The organism is Kitasatospora humi, assembly GCF_020907985.1.
In the GTDB taxonomy this organism is placed as follows: Bacteria; Actinomycetota; Actinomycetes; order Streptomycetales; family Streptomycetaceae; genus Kitasatospora; species Kitasatospora humi.
The window spans coordinates 60,211-74,567 of sequence record NZ_JAJJPA010000017.1; the positions used below are offsets into that span (position 1 = coordinate 60,211).

Annotated in this window: 13 protein-coding genes; 8 read left to right on the top strand and 5 right to left on the bottom strand. The window is 69.2% G+C overall.

Annotated features, from left to right (window positions below; all coding sequences use genetic code 11):
• Positions 1–150: 150 nt before the first annotated feature.
• Positions 151–474 (top strand): divalent-cation tolerance protein CutA, encoded by a 324-nt coding sequence (gene cutA, locus LN042_RS18095; RefSeq protein WP_230052287.1) that lies wholly within the window; start codon positions 151–153, stop codon positions 472–474.
• Here cutA and LN042_RS18100 read toward each other — a convergent pair.
• A complete protein-coding gene (locus LN042_RS18100) occupies positions 467–1,729 on the bottom strand; it encodes an NsdA family TPR-like regulatory protein (RefSeq protein ID WP_504871027.1) in 1,263 nt (420 codons plus the stop codon). The two genes, cutA and LN042_RS18100, sit on opposite strands and share 8 nt — an antisense overlap.
• A gap of 190 nt (positions 1,730–1,919) precedes the next feature.
• On the opposite strand from LN042_RS18100, the gene LN042_RS18105 reads away from it, so the two are divergent.
• The 6 genes from LN042_RS18105 to LN042_RS18130 all read left to right on the top strand — a co-directional run bounded on the left by LN042_RS18105 (position 1,920) and on the right by LN042_RS18130 (position 7,248).
• The gene (locus LN042_RS18105; protein ID WP_230052289.1) at positions 1,920–2,408 is read left to right on the top strand and encodes an ATP-binding protein; all 489 of its coding nucleotides are present in this window, start codon (positions 1,920–1,922) and stop codon (positions 2,406–2,408) included.
• Positions 2,409–2,559: 151 nt separating this feature from the next.
• Positions 2,560–3,093, top strand: coding sequence for a class IV adenylate cyclase (locus LN042_RS18110; protein ID WP_230052290.1), 534 nt, complete (start codon positions 2,560–2,562; stop codon positions 3,091–3,093).
• A gap of 13 nt (positions 3,094–3,106) precedes the next feature.
• Positions 3,107–4,201 (top strand): radical SAM protein, encoded by a 1,095-nt coding sequence (locus LN042_RS18115; protein WP_230052291.1) that lies wholly within the window; start codon positions 3,107–3,109, stop codon positions 4,199–4,201.
• Between the two features lie 241 nt (positions 4,202–4,442).
• Complete coding sequence (locus LN042_RS18120; RefSeq protein WP_372495764.1) at positions 4,443–5,321, top strand: Sco1979 family transcriptional regulator; 879 nt, start codon at positions 4,443–4,445, stop codon at positions 5,319–5,321.
• Positions 5,322–5,378: 57 nt separating this feature from the next.
• Positions 5,379–6,836: an aldehyde dehydrogenase family protein gene (locus tag LN042_RS18125; RefSeq protein ID WP_230052293.1), complete on the top strand. Its 1,458-nt coding sequence runs from the start codon at positions 5,379–5,381 to the stop codon at positions 6,834–6,836.
• 115 nt (positions 6,837–6,951) lie between these two features.
• Positions 6,952–7,248, top strand: coding sequence for a hypothetical protein (locus LN042_RS18130; protein WP_230052294.1), 297 nt, complete (start codon positions 6,952–6,954; stop codon positions 7,246–7,248).
• 66 nt (positions 7,249–7,314) lie between these two features.
• Here LN042_RS18130 and LN042_RS18135 read toward each other — a convergent pair whose 3' ends face one another.
• The 4 genes from LN042_RS18135 to LN042_RS18150 form a co-directional block, all read right to left on the bottom strand.
• A complete protein-coding gene (locus LN042_RS18135) occupies positions 7,315–9,138 on the bottom strand; it encodes a bifunctional metallophosphatase/5'-nucleotidase (RefSeq protein WP_230052295.1) in 1,824 nt (607 codons plus the stop codon).
• A 198-nt stretch (positions 9,139–9,336) separates the two neighbouring features.
• Positions 9,337–9,843 (bottom strand): hypothetical protein, encoded by a 507-nt coding sequence (locus tag LN042_RS18140; protein WP_230052296.1) that lies wholly within the window; start codon positions 9,841–9,843, stop codon positions 9,337–9,339.
• Complete coding sequence (locus LN042_RS18145; RefSeq protein ID WP_230052297.1) at positions 9,830–11,482, bottom strand: VWA domain-containing protein; 1,653 nt, start codon at positions 11,480–11,482, stop codon at positions 9,830–9,832. The genes LN042_RS18140 and LN042_RS18145 overlap by 14 nt, the downstream gene beginning before the upstream one ends.
• 14 nt (positions 11,483–11,496) lie before the next feature.
• Positions 11,497–12,603, bottom strand: coding sequence for a type 2 periplasmic-binding domain-containing protein (locus tag LN042_RS18150; RefSeq protein ID WP_230052298.1), 1,107 nt, complete (start codon positions 12,601–12,603; stop codon positions 11,497–11,499).
• A 271-nt stretch (positions 12,604–12,874) separates the two neighbouring features.
• Between LN042_RS18150 and pyk the strand changes: the two genes are divergently transcribed.
• The gene (gene pyk, locus LN042_RS18155; RefSeq protein ID WP_230052299.1) at positions 12,875–14,302 is read left to right on the top strand and encodes a pyruvate kinase; all 1,428 of its coding nucleotides are present in this window, start codon (positions 12,875–12,877) and stop codon (positions 14,300–14,302) included.
• Positions 14,303–14,357: the final 55 nt, after the last annotated feature.

A 14,357-nucleotide genomic window follows, 5' to 3' on the forward strand; every position in this document is an offset into this window, starting at 1 on the left:
GAGATCGGGGTCAACGCTCGGCGTAGGACCACTGGAACACCGCGTCTACGGTAGAAGGCCAGGTGAGAGCGGAGCGAGGAAATCGCCTCTTTGTGGCCCAGTCTCGGACCAACGGGTCCCCAACGCTGTGGATCCCTCTACGCTCGGCTCATGACGAATCGTGACTTTATCGTGGTGACCACCACGCACGACGCCGAGGACAAGGCTCGCGCGCTGGCTGCGGCTGTGGTCCGTGAGCGCCTTGCCGCCTGCGCCCAGGTTTACTCGATCAACTCGGTCTACTGGTGGGACGGAGAGGTGCAGACCGAGCCGGAGTGGCGCATCGACTTCAAGACCCGTGCGGACCTGGGCGACCGCCTGGCCGCCTTCATCGGCGAACAGCACAGCTACGACACCCCGGAGATCGTCGGCCTTCCCGTGGTCACTGGCAGCACGGCGTACCTGGAATGGGTGAACTCCGAGACCGTCAGCTAGCGGCGCCCAACGTGGCTCGGATCTCTTCACCGAAGCTCCGGGCCACGCTGTTCTGCTCGGACAGTTTCTCGGCAAGGGCGTGAAGCCGGACCTTACCCATGGTCGTCTCGGTCTCGACCGTGGCTGCCAGAGCCCGCCGCCCGATCTCCACCGCCTGTTCGACATGGCCCGCCGTCAGATAGCCGGTCGCCACGTCACCAAGGATGGCGACCCGAACTTTGGTGTCGTCGCTGCCCAGTGCGGTCAGCGTCTCATCAGCAGCAGCTCCGAGCGCGGGGTGCTCCAGCATCGCGTACGTGGCGACAGCCATGGAGCCTAGCCGTGCGCGGCGGAAGAAGCTCATCCATGCCTGCTCACCGTCCGGGTCGGCGTAGTCGAACGCTGTGGTGGCCCGTTCCAGCGCCCGGATCGCTCCTTCGCGGTCGCCTTGCTTCGCGGCTTCCTCGGCCTCTCGTGCGCACAGCCACGCTCGCGCCGTCGCATAGCCGGGGCCCCGGACCTGTTCCTGCGCCGCCGAAAGCATCTCCCTGGCTTTGGCCGGGTCCACGCCGTACGACGCGTAGCCGAGCGTCAGCGCGTTGACCGCGCCATGTCCGGCGTGCTTCCCGGCCAAAGAGGCTGTTGAGTAGTACTGGCGGGCCGTCGCAAAGTCGCCGAGGTCCCAGTGGATCCAACCTGCCAGTGCCGCCGCCTCGCCGGCGGCGATCGTCAGTGCTCTTTGATGAGCGCCCGCCCCAGGCAGAACGGACGTGATGGCGTCCAGGTGGGCCGACAGCTGGGCGGCAAGGAGGCGGGCCGGCGTGTGCTCCTCGGCCGAGAACATCGAGGCCGTTGATCGTTCCAGTTGGGCCACTGCCTCCGCGTCCACACGACCGCCTGAGAGGGCGGTTGCCAACCGTCCCCAGGGTTCCGAGGCGACGCCCGCCGCGACGGCCACACTGAGGAATCCTCTTCTGTCCACCTCTTCCTCCTCTTGCTTGATCAGCGGCGCCAACCTGGCGAGCCTGCGTGCCCGACGGCTCAACGTGACTGCGTCTCGGACCATTTCCACCGGCAGCCCGTAAGAGCGGGCGATCAGATCGAAGTCCGGTTTGGTGGGAATCCGTTCACCCGTTTCCCAGCGCTTGATCCGCTCCGGATCGAAGTACCGGCCGTCCTGGTGCGCCTCGATCACCTGGGCTTGCTCTGGTCGAGTCCGGCCGGCCTGAGTCCGGATGCCGCGCAGGATGGGTCCGATCTCCCTAGAGCTCATCATGAGGCGCCCCCGAGGCGGTTTGTGAACTGGACATCCATCCTGGCCCCCCAAACTGGCCCCCTGCTACAGAATGCACCGAATCGTGGCCCCTTCGAGTGACCCACCCAGGCCGTTGACTTGGTAGTGCCGTCGGGCCAGCTCGGGCGGCGCGGACCGACACCGGGACGTCTGGCAGGAACGAGGTGCACGGATGAGTCCGCTCGAAATGGCGTCGTTTCCGGTGCCGCAGGAGTGGGATGTCGAGCCGGACGCGGCGGCCGTTCCGCCTGCTCGGCGCCTGGTGGTCGATGTCGCGCGGTTCTGGCGGGTACCGCTGTCGGACGACGCATTGCGCGATGTCGAGTTGTGCACGGGCGAGTTGTTGGCGAATGCCATGGAGCACACGAAGGCTCGGTGCAAGGTGACCGTGCGTTGGAATGGTCTTCGGCTGCGGGTGGAGATCGCGGATTCGAGTCCGCTGGCCCCCGACCCGGACGCGGCCGAGGACACGGTTACCGGTGGGCGTGGGCTGGTCCTAGTTGAAGGGCTCGCCCAGTCGTGGGGCTGGTACCCGACCGAGGTCGGCAAGGTCGTGTGGTTCGAGTGCGCAGCTGACCAACTCGCGACCGGAGATGCGCGGTTGGCTGTGCCTTTTGATGCGGTCCAGGGTCGGACAAGGGTCATCGCGCCTAACATCTGATCGCCTAACAGTCTTCGCTTGGTCGCACTGGAGGAAGTCGCGGCCAGGCGGACAGGCAGCACCGCCACCTTCCCCCGCGGCTGGAGTCGCCTGGAAGCGGATAGCGTCCCCCCGAATCCCGATAGCCAACCTGGGAGAAGGACAACTCATCATGAGCGTAACTGAGTTCGAAGCAAAGCTTCTCAACATCCACCCCGAGAAGATCCGTACCCTGCTGACCGAGGCCGCCGCCACGTACCTGGGCGACCGATTCCAGCGGCGCTACGTCTACGACATCCCCGGTCGGCCCGGTGCGTGGGTTCGGCTGCGCGACACCGGTGTCGAGGTCACACTGTGCGTCAAGGAGATCCACTCCGACACTATCGACGGAGCGACCGAGACGGAAACGACCGTCGGCGACTTCGACACCGCCAACGCGCTCCTTGCCAAGCTCGGTTACCAACCGAGGGCGTACCAGGAGAACCGTCGGTCCTCCTGGACGCTGGGCGGTGCGGCCATCGAGATCGACCACTGGCCCCTCATCCCCCCGTACTTGGAGATCGAGGGGGGCAGCGCCGAACACGTCCACTCCACCGCGCTCGCGCTCGGGCTTCCGCTGAACGAGCTGACGAGCGAGAACACCACCAAGGTCTACCGCCGGTACGGGATCGACATCGAAGCGATTCCCCGGCTCACCTTCGATTGACAGGAGACAAGCCTTGTCCGCAACTCAGGGGCCGGCGGTCCGAATCGTCCGGGACAGGACCATCCGCATCAAGGTGATCGACGACTGCGGGTTGGCCTGCACGTTCTGCCACAACGAGGGAACGCCGGTTACCGCCGACAACCAGGGCCGTACCCTGCTGCCCTTCGCGTCGGGGCCGGGCAGGACTGGGCGCGTGTCGATCTTCGCCGAGACGAACGGCGTCAACTTCCTCTCGGCGAAGATGAACCCGGACATGTCCTTCCGACGGGCCATTCGGACCGTGGTGAGGGCCTTCGACGCCGAGGAGATCCACCTCACCGGAGGGGAGCCCACTCTCCACACGGAGGTGTCTTCACTGGTCGCGGCACTCACCGGAATGGGGCTGAGCGTCGGGATGACCAGCAACGGGGAGCGCGGTCGACAGGTGATGCCGGAGTGCTCGGCGGCTGGCCTCAACCGGGTCAACGTCTCGGTTTTCGGTACGACTGCCGCACAACTCCAATCCGTCCAGGCCGAGCGCTTCGGGTCGGGCGGTCTGGCCGACGCGAAGATCCGTGCGGCGGAACAGACCATCCGCGCCGCCGTGTCCAACGGTGTGAAGGCCTCCGTGAACATCGTGGTTCCCGGCATGGCCCACGTGGATCGGGTCGTCAACCTGATTGAGTCGTACGGCCAGTTCGCGGATGTGCGCATGCTTACCAGCATCCAGGACGGGCCGGAGTCGATCGCGGCGATCTCCGAGGTGCTGGCCCGGGTCGGTGCGGAACCGGTGCTCCGGACCTTCACCGCAGGCACCTCCGACGAACGCACTCTCTACCGGGGGCTCGGCGGCCGGGCGGTCTACGTCAAGCGGCTCCTGCCGGTACGACTCCCGGACACCTGCGCGTCGTGCCGGTTCAACAACGACACGGACTGCCAGGAGGGCTACTACGGCATCCGGCTGTACCTCACCGAACAGGGGGAGTACATGGCTGGTGTCTGTATCCAGCGCATGGACTTGTGCGTGCCCGTGACGGAGCTGTCGAGGAGCGGGATCGTGGAGGAGGTGCGGGCGTTCAAGGACGCCGAAATCCGGCGGCTGACACGTCAGTACGATGCCGTTGCCTGAGCTTGGAAGCACGACGACGACATCGCTGGCACCCGTTGATCACTAGCCCCACGCGCCATGGCAAGGCTCCTGGGGCTTGCCATAGCCTTAGCAGATACGAGAGCCGGTGTCCGTCCCGCCCTGTGGTGACGGCTTCATCGATCATCCGCTCAGCCGGGCCAGGGAACTCACAGCAATCACTTAATGCTCATGACGCACCCTCATGGCAGACTGCCGCGCGTAGCGGGCGGTTCCGAGGAGGATGGGGCGGATGAACAGCACGGTGGGCAGCGGCAGCGGAGTGACGGTCCGTCGGCTGCTGCTGGGGTCCCAGCTGCGCCGGCTGCGCGAGGCGCAGGGGGTGAGTCGGGAGGACGCCGGCTACGAGATCCGCGCCTCGGAGTCGAAGATCGGGCGGATGGAGCTGGGCCGGGTCAGCTTCAAGGAGCGCGACGTGGCCGACCTGCTCACCCTCTACGGCGTGAGCGACCCCGGGCAGCGCGGCGAACTGCTCGGCATGGTCCGGATCGCCAACGCCGTGCCCTGGTGGCACGACTACGCCGACGTGGTGCCCGCCTGGTTCCAGAGCTACCTCGGGTTCGAGGAGGCGGCCGGCTGCATCGCCTCCTACGAGGTGCAGTTCGTCCCCGGCCTGCTGCAGACCGAGGAGTACGCCCGCGCCGTGATCCGGCTCGGCAGCCAGCACGCCCCGGAGAGCGAGATCGAGCGGCGGGTCGAGGTGCGGATGCGCCGACAGCAACTGCTCACCGGCGAACAGGCGCCGCGGCTGGCCATGGTGATCGACGAGGCAGCGCTGCGCCGGCCGTGCGGCGGCCCCGAGGTGATGCGCGGCCAACTGCTGCACCTGCTGGAGCTGGCCGAGCGCCCCGGCATCGAGCTGCAGGTGATGCCGTTGGGCACTGCCGGACTGCGCGCCGAGAGCGGCACCTTCTCACTGCTCGGCTTCCGCGAGCCGGACCTCGCCGACGTGGTCTACCTGGAGCAGTTCACCACCGCGCTCTACCTGGACCGGCCGCGCGAAGTCGCCGAGTACCGCGACACGTTGGGGCGGTTGCGGGAGGACAGCCTGAGCCCGGGATCGAGCCGTGAGCTTCTGTCGATGTTGCTCCAGGAGCACTGAGCAATCAGTAGGATGACCGCCTGTCAGTCCGCGCCAACTCTTCGCAAGGGGTCTCAGGTGTCGCACTTCACGGAACTCGCCCTGCAGTACATCGACGGACAGTGGCGCCAGGGCAGCGGCTCCTGGGAGATCGTCGACATCAACCCGTTCGACGGCGAGAAGCTCGCCAGCATCACGGTGGCCACCGTCGGCGAGGTCGACCAGGCCTACCGCGCGGCCGAGCGGGCGCAGAAGGAGTGGGCGAAGCAGAACCCCTACGCCCGCCGACTGGTCTTCGAGCGGGCGCTGCGACTGCTCGAGGAACGCGAGCAGGAGATCACCGAGACCATCATCGCCGAGCTCGGCGGCACCTACCTCAAGGCCGGCTTCGAACTCTCGCTCACCAAGGACATGCTGCGCGAGTGCATGCAGCTGTCGCTGCGCCCCGAGGGCAGGATCCTGCCCTCGCCGGTGGACGGCAAGGAGAACCGGGTCTACCGGCTGCCGGTCGGCGTGGTCGGCGTGATCAGCCCGTTCAACTTCCCGCTCTTCCTCTCCATGAAGGCGGTCGCCCCGGCGCTGGCGCTGGGCAACGGCGTGGTGCTCAAGCCGCACCAGGACGCCCCGATCACCGGCGGCACCCTGATCGCCAAGCTCTTCGAGGACGCTGGACTGCCCGCCGGCCTGTTCAACGTGGTGGTCACCGACATCGCCGAGATCGGCGACGCGCTGTTGGAGCACCCGGTGCCCAAGGCCATCGCCTTCACCGGCTCCGACCGGGTCGGTCGGCACGTCGCCACCGTCGCCGCCTCGCACTTCAAGCGCTCGGTGCTGGAGCTGGGCGGCAACAGTGCGCTGATCGTGCTGGACGACGCCGACGTCGACTACGCGGTGGACGCGGCCGTGTTCAGCCGGTTCGCGCACCAGGGGCAGGTCTGCATGGCCGCCAACCGGGTGCTGGTGGACCGCTCGGTGCTGGCCGAGTTCACCGAGAAGTTCGTGGCCAAGGTCGCCTCGCTCACGGTCGGTGACCCCAAGGACCCCGGCACCCAGATCGGCCCACTGATCAACTCCACCCAGGCCGACGCGATCAACGCCGAAGTCGACCGCGTGGTGGCCGAGGGCGCCACCGTGCTGCACCGCGGCAGCTCCGTCGGCACCCTGGTGTCGCCGGTGGTGCTCACCGACATCCCGGCCGGATCGCCGGTGCTGCAGCGCGAGTTGTTCGGTCCGGTGGTGATGCTGATCCCGTTCGACGGCGAGGAGGAGGCGATCGCGATCGCCAACGACACCCCGTTCGGGTTGAGCGGCGCGGTGCACAGCGGCTCGGTGGAGCGCGGTGTCCGGGTGGCGCAGCAGATCGACAGCGGCATGGTCCACGTCAATGACGGGACCATCGCCGACGAGGCGATCGTGCCGTTCGGTGGTGAGAAGAACTCGGGCGTGGGCCGGCTCAACGGCGAGTCCACCGTGGAGGCCTTCACCACCCAGAAGTGGATCTCCATCCAGCACGGGCGGTCCCCCTTCCCGTTCTAGAGGCCCCCCTTCCGTTCTGGATCCCCCCGTCCCCTTCGCAACGTGGGGGACCGTTCTGAGCCGGGCCGTGGCCGGGCCTACCATCACAGAAGAGGTATGGATGGGAGGCCCCGCCATGACCAAGCGACCGAAGCCCGGCAGCAGGCTGCGCCAAGGCACCCAGGCCCTGCTGGAGCGGCGCGGCATGATGGCCGCCGCCCCCGGCGGCAAGCCACGCCCGATCGGCCCGGAGCTGCACACCCAGCTGTCCGCGGCCCAGAGCAAGACCGCCGCGTACGGCAGCTACGCCGCCCTGGCCGGCCAGGGCGGCCGCCGGGTGCCCGAGGAGCGCGCGCACACCGGGAGCCGGCCCGGGCACGCCGAGCTCAAGGGCCACCGGCACCGCGGCGCCGAGCGGCACTCCGCGCACTGAGCCCGCGCACGCCCCGGCCCCCGCAGCCCGCCCGGAAGGGCTGCGGGGGCCGGGGCGTGCGTGCGACTACGGGAAGACCGGCGCGCCGGCCCGCACCAGCCGCCAGGAGACCGCCGCGAAGTCGGCCGGGTCGATCACGCCCTTGGCCTTCACCCAGGCGATCATCGTGTTGCGGATCTCGTCCGAGTTGGTCCACACCTGCTTGGCGGTGGCGACGTGCGGGAAGTTGCCGCCGCCGTTGGCCCGGTAGTTGTTCACCGCGAGCACGAACTGCCCGGCCGGGTCGACCGGCTTGCCCGCGTACGACAGGTTGGTGATCCGCGAACCGACCGGCTGCGAGATGTCGATGTCGTAGCTCAAGCCGTAGAGCGAGTCGAAGTTGTAGTCCGGGATGCCGTTCTGGTTGGTCAGGGTGTCCGGGTTCACCGGCGCGCCCGGAGCCAGCTGGGCGAAGTAGGTCATCGAGAACTCGAGGTAGTCCTTGAGCTGACCGCCCGTCATGAGACGGGCCTCCAGGGTGTTCTCGTAGATGTACAGGCCCGCCACGTCGCGCAGCTTCACCGTGCCGGCCGGGATGTCGGCGGTCCGGTTGAACGGCGCGGCCTGCGCCACCACCGGCAGGTCGGCGTAACCGGTGCCCGCCAGCGCCGCCTTGACGGTGTCCTGCTGCACCTTGCCGATCAGGTCGATGATCGGGGTGTCCTTGAACCGCGCCTGGGCGATCGACAGGTCCACCTTGCTGGTGCCGATCACCTGGTTGACGTAGGCGACCACCTTGTCGTGCTGCTCCTTCAGCAGCATCACGATCTCCTGGTCCTCGTCCACGGTGTTGGAGTTGAGCACCTGGGAGCTCAGCGAGGCGACCGTCCAGACGCCCTTGTCGAACTGCACCTCGAAGTCGAACCGGCTCAGCCGCTGGCCCCAGCAGAGCGGCTCGGAGAGCACCACGGTCTTGCCGGTCTGCTTGTTGACGACCAGGCGCTGCGGCACCTCCTTGTGGGTGTGGCCGACCAGCACCGCGTCGATCCCGGGCACCTCGGCGGCCATCTCGCCGGAGGCGTCCTCGGGGAACGGGATCTGGGTGCCGTAGGAGGAGGGCTCGTCGATCCCGGAGTGCGCGGACACGATCACGATGTCGGCGCCCGCGGCCTTCAGCTTCGGCACGTAGATCTTGGCCGCCTCGACGATCCCGTTGAAGGTCATCTGGCCCTGCACGTTGGCCTTGTCCCAGATCGCGATACCCGGGTTGGTCAGACCCAGGATGCCCACCTTCAGCGGCCGGCCGCCGCCCAGGTGCAGGGTCCGGATCACGTAGGGCGGGAAGGCGGGCTTCTCGTCCTTGGCGTGCAGCGCGTTGGCGCCGAGCAGCGGGAAGTCCAGCTGCTCCTCGAAGGCCTTGACGGTGGGGATGCCGTAGTTGAACTCGTGGTTGCCCAGTGCCGCCGCGTCGTAGCCGATGACGTTCATCGCGGTGGCCATCGGGTGCTCGGGGGCGTTCTCGCCGGTGATCGGCTCGACCCGGGCGAAGTAGTAGCTGAGCTGGGTGCCCTGGATGATGTCGCCGGCGTCGATCAGCAGGGTGCGGTCCCAACCCACCTCGTCGCGCACCTGGTTGACCAGGGTGGAGATCTTGGCCAGGCCGACCGCGTTGTGCTGTGCGTCGGTGTAGACGGCGTCGGTGAAGTAGTCCCAGTTGACGGCGTGGCCGTGCACGTCGGTGGTGCCCATCACGGTGAACTTCGCCTTGTGCGGCCCGGGCCGGCGGTGCTGCGGCTCGGCCTGGTCGGCCGCCGCGGGCTCGGCGGCGGCCACCGACACCCCCGACACCAGGGCGGCACCGGCCGCGGTGGCGGCGCTCCGGGTGACGAAGTCGCGGCGGTTCAAAGGCATGGGTCACTCCAGTGGGGTCGAACGGGTGGTGACGTATGACGCGCGTAGAGATACGCGCGTAGAAGTGTGCCCTGAAAGCACCCGCCGCGAACAGCCCCCAAACATGGACCGCAGGTGACGAGTTCGCCACATCCGGGTGCAGCGGCCGTGACGATCCTTCAGCAGTCGCCGTGACGGTCCCTCGGCCCGGCCGGTCCGCTAACGGGGCGTCAATACGGCGAGCGCGTGCTCAACCCGGGCGAGGAACTCGTCCGTCGGGTCGATGGCCCGGGGCTCGACGCGCTGCCACAGCAGGGCCCTTTCGTACCAGTCGAGGGTGCGGGCCAGCTGCCGCGGGACGGTGTCCGCGACCTCCCCTGCCGCCGGTGCGGCCAGGCGGATGCCGCACACGGCCAACAGCTGCCGGGCGGCCCCCACGGCCTCGGCCGGCCACCCGGCGGGCGCCGGCTCGGCCGAGCGCTCGGCGACCTCGGCCCGCAGCAGCTCGACGGCACGCGGCGGCGGAGGCGGCGGCGGGCCGCCGAAGCTCCAGCCGAGCACCGCCCCCGCGCCGTACAGTCCCACCGCCATCGCCGCCGTCCAGACCCCCGCCCCGGTGGCCAGCCCGCTCGCCACACCGACCGCCGCGCCCCCGCTGCCCAGGTAGTGCGCGCGGCTGCCGAACCAGCAGGCGAACCGCCCGCCACCAGGTCTACTGGTAGCCACGGATCTCCTCGAAGACACCGTCCAGCGAACTCGTCAGGGCGTCGAACAGCCGCCCGCCGGTGAGGTCCGCGATGCCCTGCAACTGGTCCTTGGCGCCCTCGCCGAACAGGATCGGGAAGACCGGGATCGCCTGCTGGCCCTGCGGCAGCGCCCGGTAGAACGCGGTGAAGTCGCTCGCCGTGGCGCCCTCGTTGCTCTCGCCGTCGGTCATCAGCACGATCGAGGTGAACCGGTCGTCACCGGCCTGCGCCTGCTGGGCGGCGAGTTCGCGGTAGGCGGCCTCCAGGGTGTCGTAGATGGCCGTGCCGCCGCCGGCCGACAGGCTCTGCACGTCGGAGTCGATCGCGGCCAGCTCGGGCTGCGGGTCGTCGGCCGGGACCTGGTGGACCTTCTCCCACTTCACCGCGTCGGCGAAGGAGACCAGGGTGACCTCCTCGCGGTCGCGGAACCCGTCCACGCTGTGGCTGCCGTCCGCGCCGGTGAGCAGGCCCAGCGCCTTCTTCAGGTTCGTCAGGCGGTCGCCCGCCATCGAGCCCGAGGTGTCCAGCACGTAGAGCGTGCGGGAAGGCCGGCGCAGCTGGTTCTGGTAGGCCGACAGCAGCCCGTCCGCCACCGGACGGCTGCCGGGGAAGGGGAGTTCGGGCCGCCGGTCGGTGCCCAGCCCGGTGCCCGGCTGCACACCGGCGACCACCGGGCGGCGCTCGGTGGTGTCGGTGATCTTGCGTTGGGTGTCCTGGCGCAGCAGGTAGGCGGTCAGCCGGCCGAACGCGTCCTTGGCCCGCGGCGAGGCCGAACTCAGCAGCGTGAGCGGGTAGTCCGCGGAGACCACGCCGTCGGTCGGGCGGATCACCGTCAGCTGGGCGTCGCTCGGCAGCGAACGGTTGAGCTCCAGCAGCACCGACTCGTAGTTGACCAGCGCGCCCACCTGGGCGCCGGTGCCGCCCGTCGCGGTGCGCTGGTAGGCCTGGGCCAGCCAGCCGGAGGAGCCCGAGGTGAGCTTCTGCCCCGAGAAGAAGGCGCGCAGCGCGGGGGAGGCCTTGGCCACGTCGGCGTCGGTGAGCGCGGCCTGGGCGCCGGAGAACGCCGAAGCCAGCCCGATCAGCGCGGACAGCCCGGAGTTGGACTGGGCGGGGTCGGTCATCCCGAAGGTCAGCTTGCCCTGGCTGACGGCGTCGCCGATCTGCGACCAGCTGACCTTGGCCGGATCCCAGCCGAGGCCGGAGAGGACCGACGAGCGCACCCCGAACGCCACCGGGGAGACCATCACCGGCGTCTCGGAGAGCAGCTTGCCGGCCGCCGCCTGGTCGAGCCGCAGGTAGCGGTTGGACGGGAACCAGAGCGCGTCGTACGCCCCGTCCGCCCGGCCGCTGCTGACCGTGTTCGCGCCGTCCAGGGTGCCGGTGGAGGTGAGCTCGACGGTGACCCCGGTGGCCTTTCGGGCGTCGTCCAGGATCGGCTGCATGTCCTGCAGTTCGCTGCCGCCCAGCACGCGCAGGGTGTACGGCGCCCCGCTCGGTGCGGGGGCGGCGCTGCCGCTCGGGGCCGGCTCGGGCGCGGAGTGGCCGCTGCAGGCGGTGACGGCGGTCAGCAGCACCGCCAGGGCGCCGAGGGCGGCGCGGCGCGGCAGGTGGCGGGTCATCGGTCGGCTCCTCATCACTGGTCCGCGGGAACGGCGCGGTTGACCAGCTGCTGCAGCAGATCGCTGGTGGGCGGCGGAGGTTGGGAGGTGCCCAGCGACCTCAGGTCGGCCGGGAACTGCTGGTTGCCCTTCTGCCGCAGGTCCGTGGCGAGCAGGCCGGGGTCGTTCTCCGGGCGGAAGCCGAACTGCGCCTCCAGCTTGACCAGGTCCGGGTCGTTCGCCAGTGCGGCGGACACCCTGGCCGCCTTGGGCGTCAACTCCACGACGGTGTGGTCACTCTGGATGTCGTAGTCCGGGTAGATGACGGCGGTGCCGGCGGGCAGCGTGCCGGCCAGCGCCTGCTCGGCGACTTCGGACTCGTACGTCCAGCTGAGCGGGCGTTCGGTGCCGGCCACGAAGTCGCGGAACAACTGGTCACTGCTGGACAGCATGGCGCCTTGGGCGCTCATCAGCCTCTGCAGGACCGGTCCGATCCGGTCGATGTCGTTCTGACTGGCCACCACCTTCTGGCCGTTGCCCAGGTAGGACATCAGCGCCAGGTAGAGCGAGGCCGAGGAGGAGGTGCGCGGATCGGTGGTGGCGATGTAGATCTGGCCGGACAAGCCGGCCGGCCGGTCCTCCTGGTGCGGCAGAGCCGTCCAGGCCGTGCCGGCGGAGGCGGCGGCCCAGTAGGCCTGCATGTCCATCACCCACACGTTGTCGTCCTTCTTGGCGGCCAGCCCGTTCTGCCGCATGAACTCGGCCACCTCCGGAGTGGTCAGCACGACCAGCGGGGAGTAGAACGGCCGCACCTTGGTGGTGGTGATCGGGGTGGGGATCGAGTCGGCCGCCACCGAGCTGGCCGGGATCGCGAAATCGTAATCGCTGCCCTTGAGTTGGTCCTTCATCTGCCAGGATCCGGCGTGCTGGACGCTGACCTCGAGGCCGAGCTTGCCGAAGGCCCGCCGCACCTGGGGGCTGGCGAAGAAGTCCGCCTTCTCGGAGCCGATCAGCCCGGTGACGGCGGTCCGCGCCGCAGGCGCCGGGGACGGCCCGCAGCAGGACTTGGTGATCACGATGGCGGCCACGGCGGCCACCAGGGCGAGCGCCACCAGGATCCCCACCAACTGCTGCCGCCGCATCGGCGCCCCCCAAGGTCGGTCGGCCCAGGGCCGGTTGTCGGACCTGGAGCGTCCCCCCGGGCACCCAGCGGAGCACGTACCGGCGGTGAACCGGAGGTGAACAGCCCTTCACGGATCCGCATCGGACGACACGTCCGGCAAGGGTCAAGTCGACTTGGCTGAACCGGAACTCATCGTCCGTCAGAAAGTTCAACGAAGCTTTCAGGACCGGACATGTGACCGACCGTCGGAACGTCGTTGTTACGCGCGGGTAGTGCATACTCTCGGAACCATGCGCCGAGCAAAAATCGTCTGCACACTCGGGCCCGCCACGGATTCGTACGACCAGATCAAGGCCCTGGTCGACGCCGGGATGGACATCGCCCGACTCAATCTGAGCCACGGCTCCCACGCCGAGCACGAGGAACGGTACCGCCGGGTCCGCAAGGCCGCCGACGAGACCGGCCGCAGCGTCGGCATCCTGGTCGATCTTCAAGGCCCGAAGATCCGACTCGACACCTTCGCCGACGGGCCGGTACTCCTCGAACGCGGCGACGAGTTCACCATCACGGTGGAGGACGTCCCAGGTGACCGCTTCGGCTGCGGCACCACCTACAAGGGCCTCGCCGCCGACGTCGGCCGCGGCGAGCGGATCCTGGTCGACGACGGCCGGGTCAGCCTGGAGGTCACCCATGTGGACGGGCCGAGGGTCCGCTGCATCGTCATCGAAGGAGGCCTGGTCTCCGACCACAAGGGCCTCAACCTGCCCGGAGTCGCCGTCTCGGTGCCCGCACTCAGCGACAAGGACGTCGCCGACCTGCGCTGGGCCCTGCGGACCGGCGTCGACCTGATCGCCCTCTCGTTCGTCCGCAGCGGCAAGGACATCGAGGACGTGCACAGCGTGATGGCCGAGGAGGGGCGGTTCCTCCCGGTCATCGCCAAGGTGGAGAAGCCGCAGGCGGTGGACGCCCTGGACGGCATCGTGGCCGCCTTCGACGGCATCATGGTGGCCCGCGGCGACCTGGGCGTGGAGATGCCGCTGGAACAGGTCCCACTGGTCCAGAAGCGCGCCATCAAGCTCGCCCGGCGCAACGCCAAGCCGGTCATCGTCGCCACCCAGATGCTCGACTCGATGATCAACGCCTCCCGGCCCACCCGCGCCGAGGCCTCCGACGTGGCCAACGCCGTGCTCGACGGCACCGACGCCGTGATGCTCTCCGGTGAGACCTCGATCGGCAAGTACCCGATCGAGACGGTCAAGACCATGGGCCGGATCATCCAGGCGGCCGAGGAGGACGTGCTGGCCGCCGGCCTGCCGCCGCTGACCGCCGGCAGCAAGCCGCGCACCCAGGGCGGCGCGGTGGCCCGGGCGGCGGCCGAGATCGGCGACTTCCTGCACGCCAAGTACCTGATCGCCTTCACCCAGTCCGGCGACACCGCGCGCCGCCTCACCCGCTACCGCAGCCCGATCCCGGTGCTCGCCTTCACCTACGAGCAGGCGGTGCGCAGCCAGTTGGCCCTCACCTGGGGCGTGGAGACCTTCCTCGGCCCGTTCGTGCCCACCACCGACGAGATGGTCGCCCAGGTCGACGCCCAACTGCTCAGCCTGGGGCGCTGCGAGCGCGGCGACATCGTGATCATCACCGCCGGTTCACCGCCCGGAGTCGCCGGCTCCACCAACCTGGTGCGGGTGCACCACGTGGGCGAGTGGGACAACTGACCAGCTGAACAGCGGTGTTGGGGCAGTGCGCCGCGCACCGCCCCAACACCCGAGG

What these genes read in the sequence shown, in the direction of transcription:
- cutA (WP_230052287.1), top strand. Translation starts at nt 151, where the DNA reads ATGACGAATCGTGACTTTATCGTGGTGACCACCACGCACGACGCCGAG.
- LN042_RS18100 (WP_504871027.1), bottom strand. Translation starts at nt 1,729, where the DNA reads ATGATGAGCTCTAGGGAGATCGGACCCATCCTGCGCGGCATCCGGACT.
- LN042_RS18105 (WP_230052289.1), top strand. Translation starts at nt 1,920, where the DNA reads ATGAGTCCGCTCGAAATGGCGTCGTTTCCGGTGCCGCAGGAGTGGGAT.
- LN042_RS18110 (WP_230052290.1), top strand. Translation starts at nt 2,560, where the DNA reads ATGAGCGTAACTGAGTTCGAAGCAAAGCTTCTCAACATCCACCCCGAG.
- LN042_RS18120 (WP_372495764.1), top strand. Translation starts at nt 4,443, where the DNA reads ATGGGGCGGATGAACAGCACGGTGGGCAGCGGCAGCGGAGTGACGGTC.
- LN042_RS18130 (WP_230052294.1), top strand. Translation starts at nt 6,952, where the DNA reads ATGACCAAGCGACCGAAGCCCGGCAGCAGGCTGCGCCAAGGCACCCAG.
- LN042_RS18135 (WP_230052295.1), bottom strand. Translation starts at nt 9,138, where the DNA reads ATGCCTTTGAACCGCCGCGACTTCGTCACCCGGAGCGCCGCCACCGCG.
- LN042_RS18145 (WP_230052297.1), bottom strand. Translation starts at nt 11,482, where the DNA reads ATGACCCGCCACCTGCCGCGCCGCGCCGCCCTCGGCGCCCTGGCGGTG.
- LN042_RS18150 (WP_230052298.1), bottom strand. Translation starts at nt 12,603, where the DNA reads ATGCGGCGGCAGCAGTTGGTGGGGATCCTGGTGGCGCTCGCCCTGGTG.
- pyk (WP_230052299.1), top strand. Translation starts at nt 12,875, where the DNA reads ATGCGCCGAGCAAAAATCGTCTGCACACTCGGGCCCGCCACGGATTCG.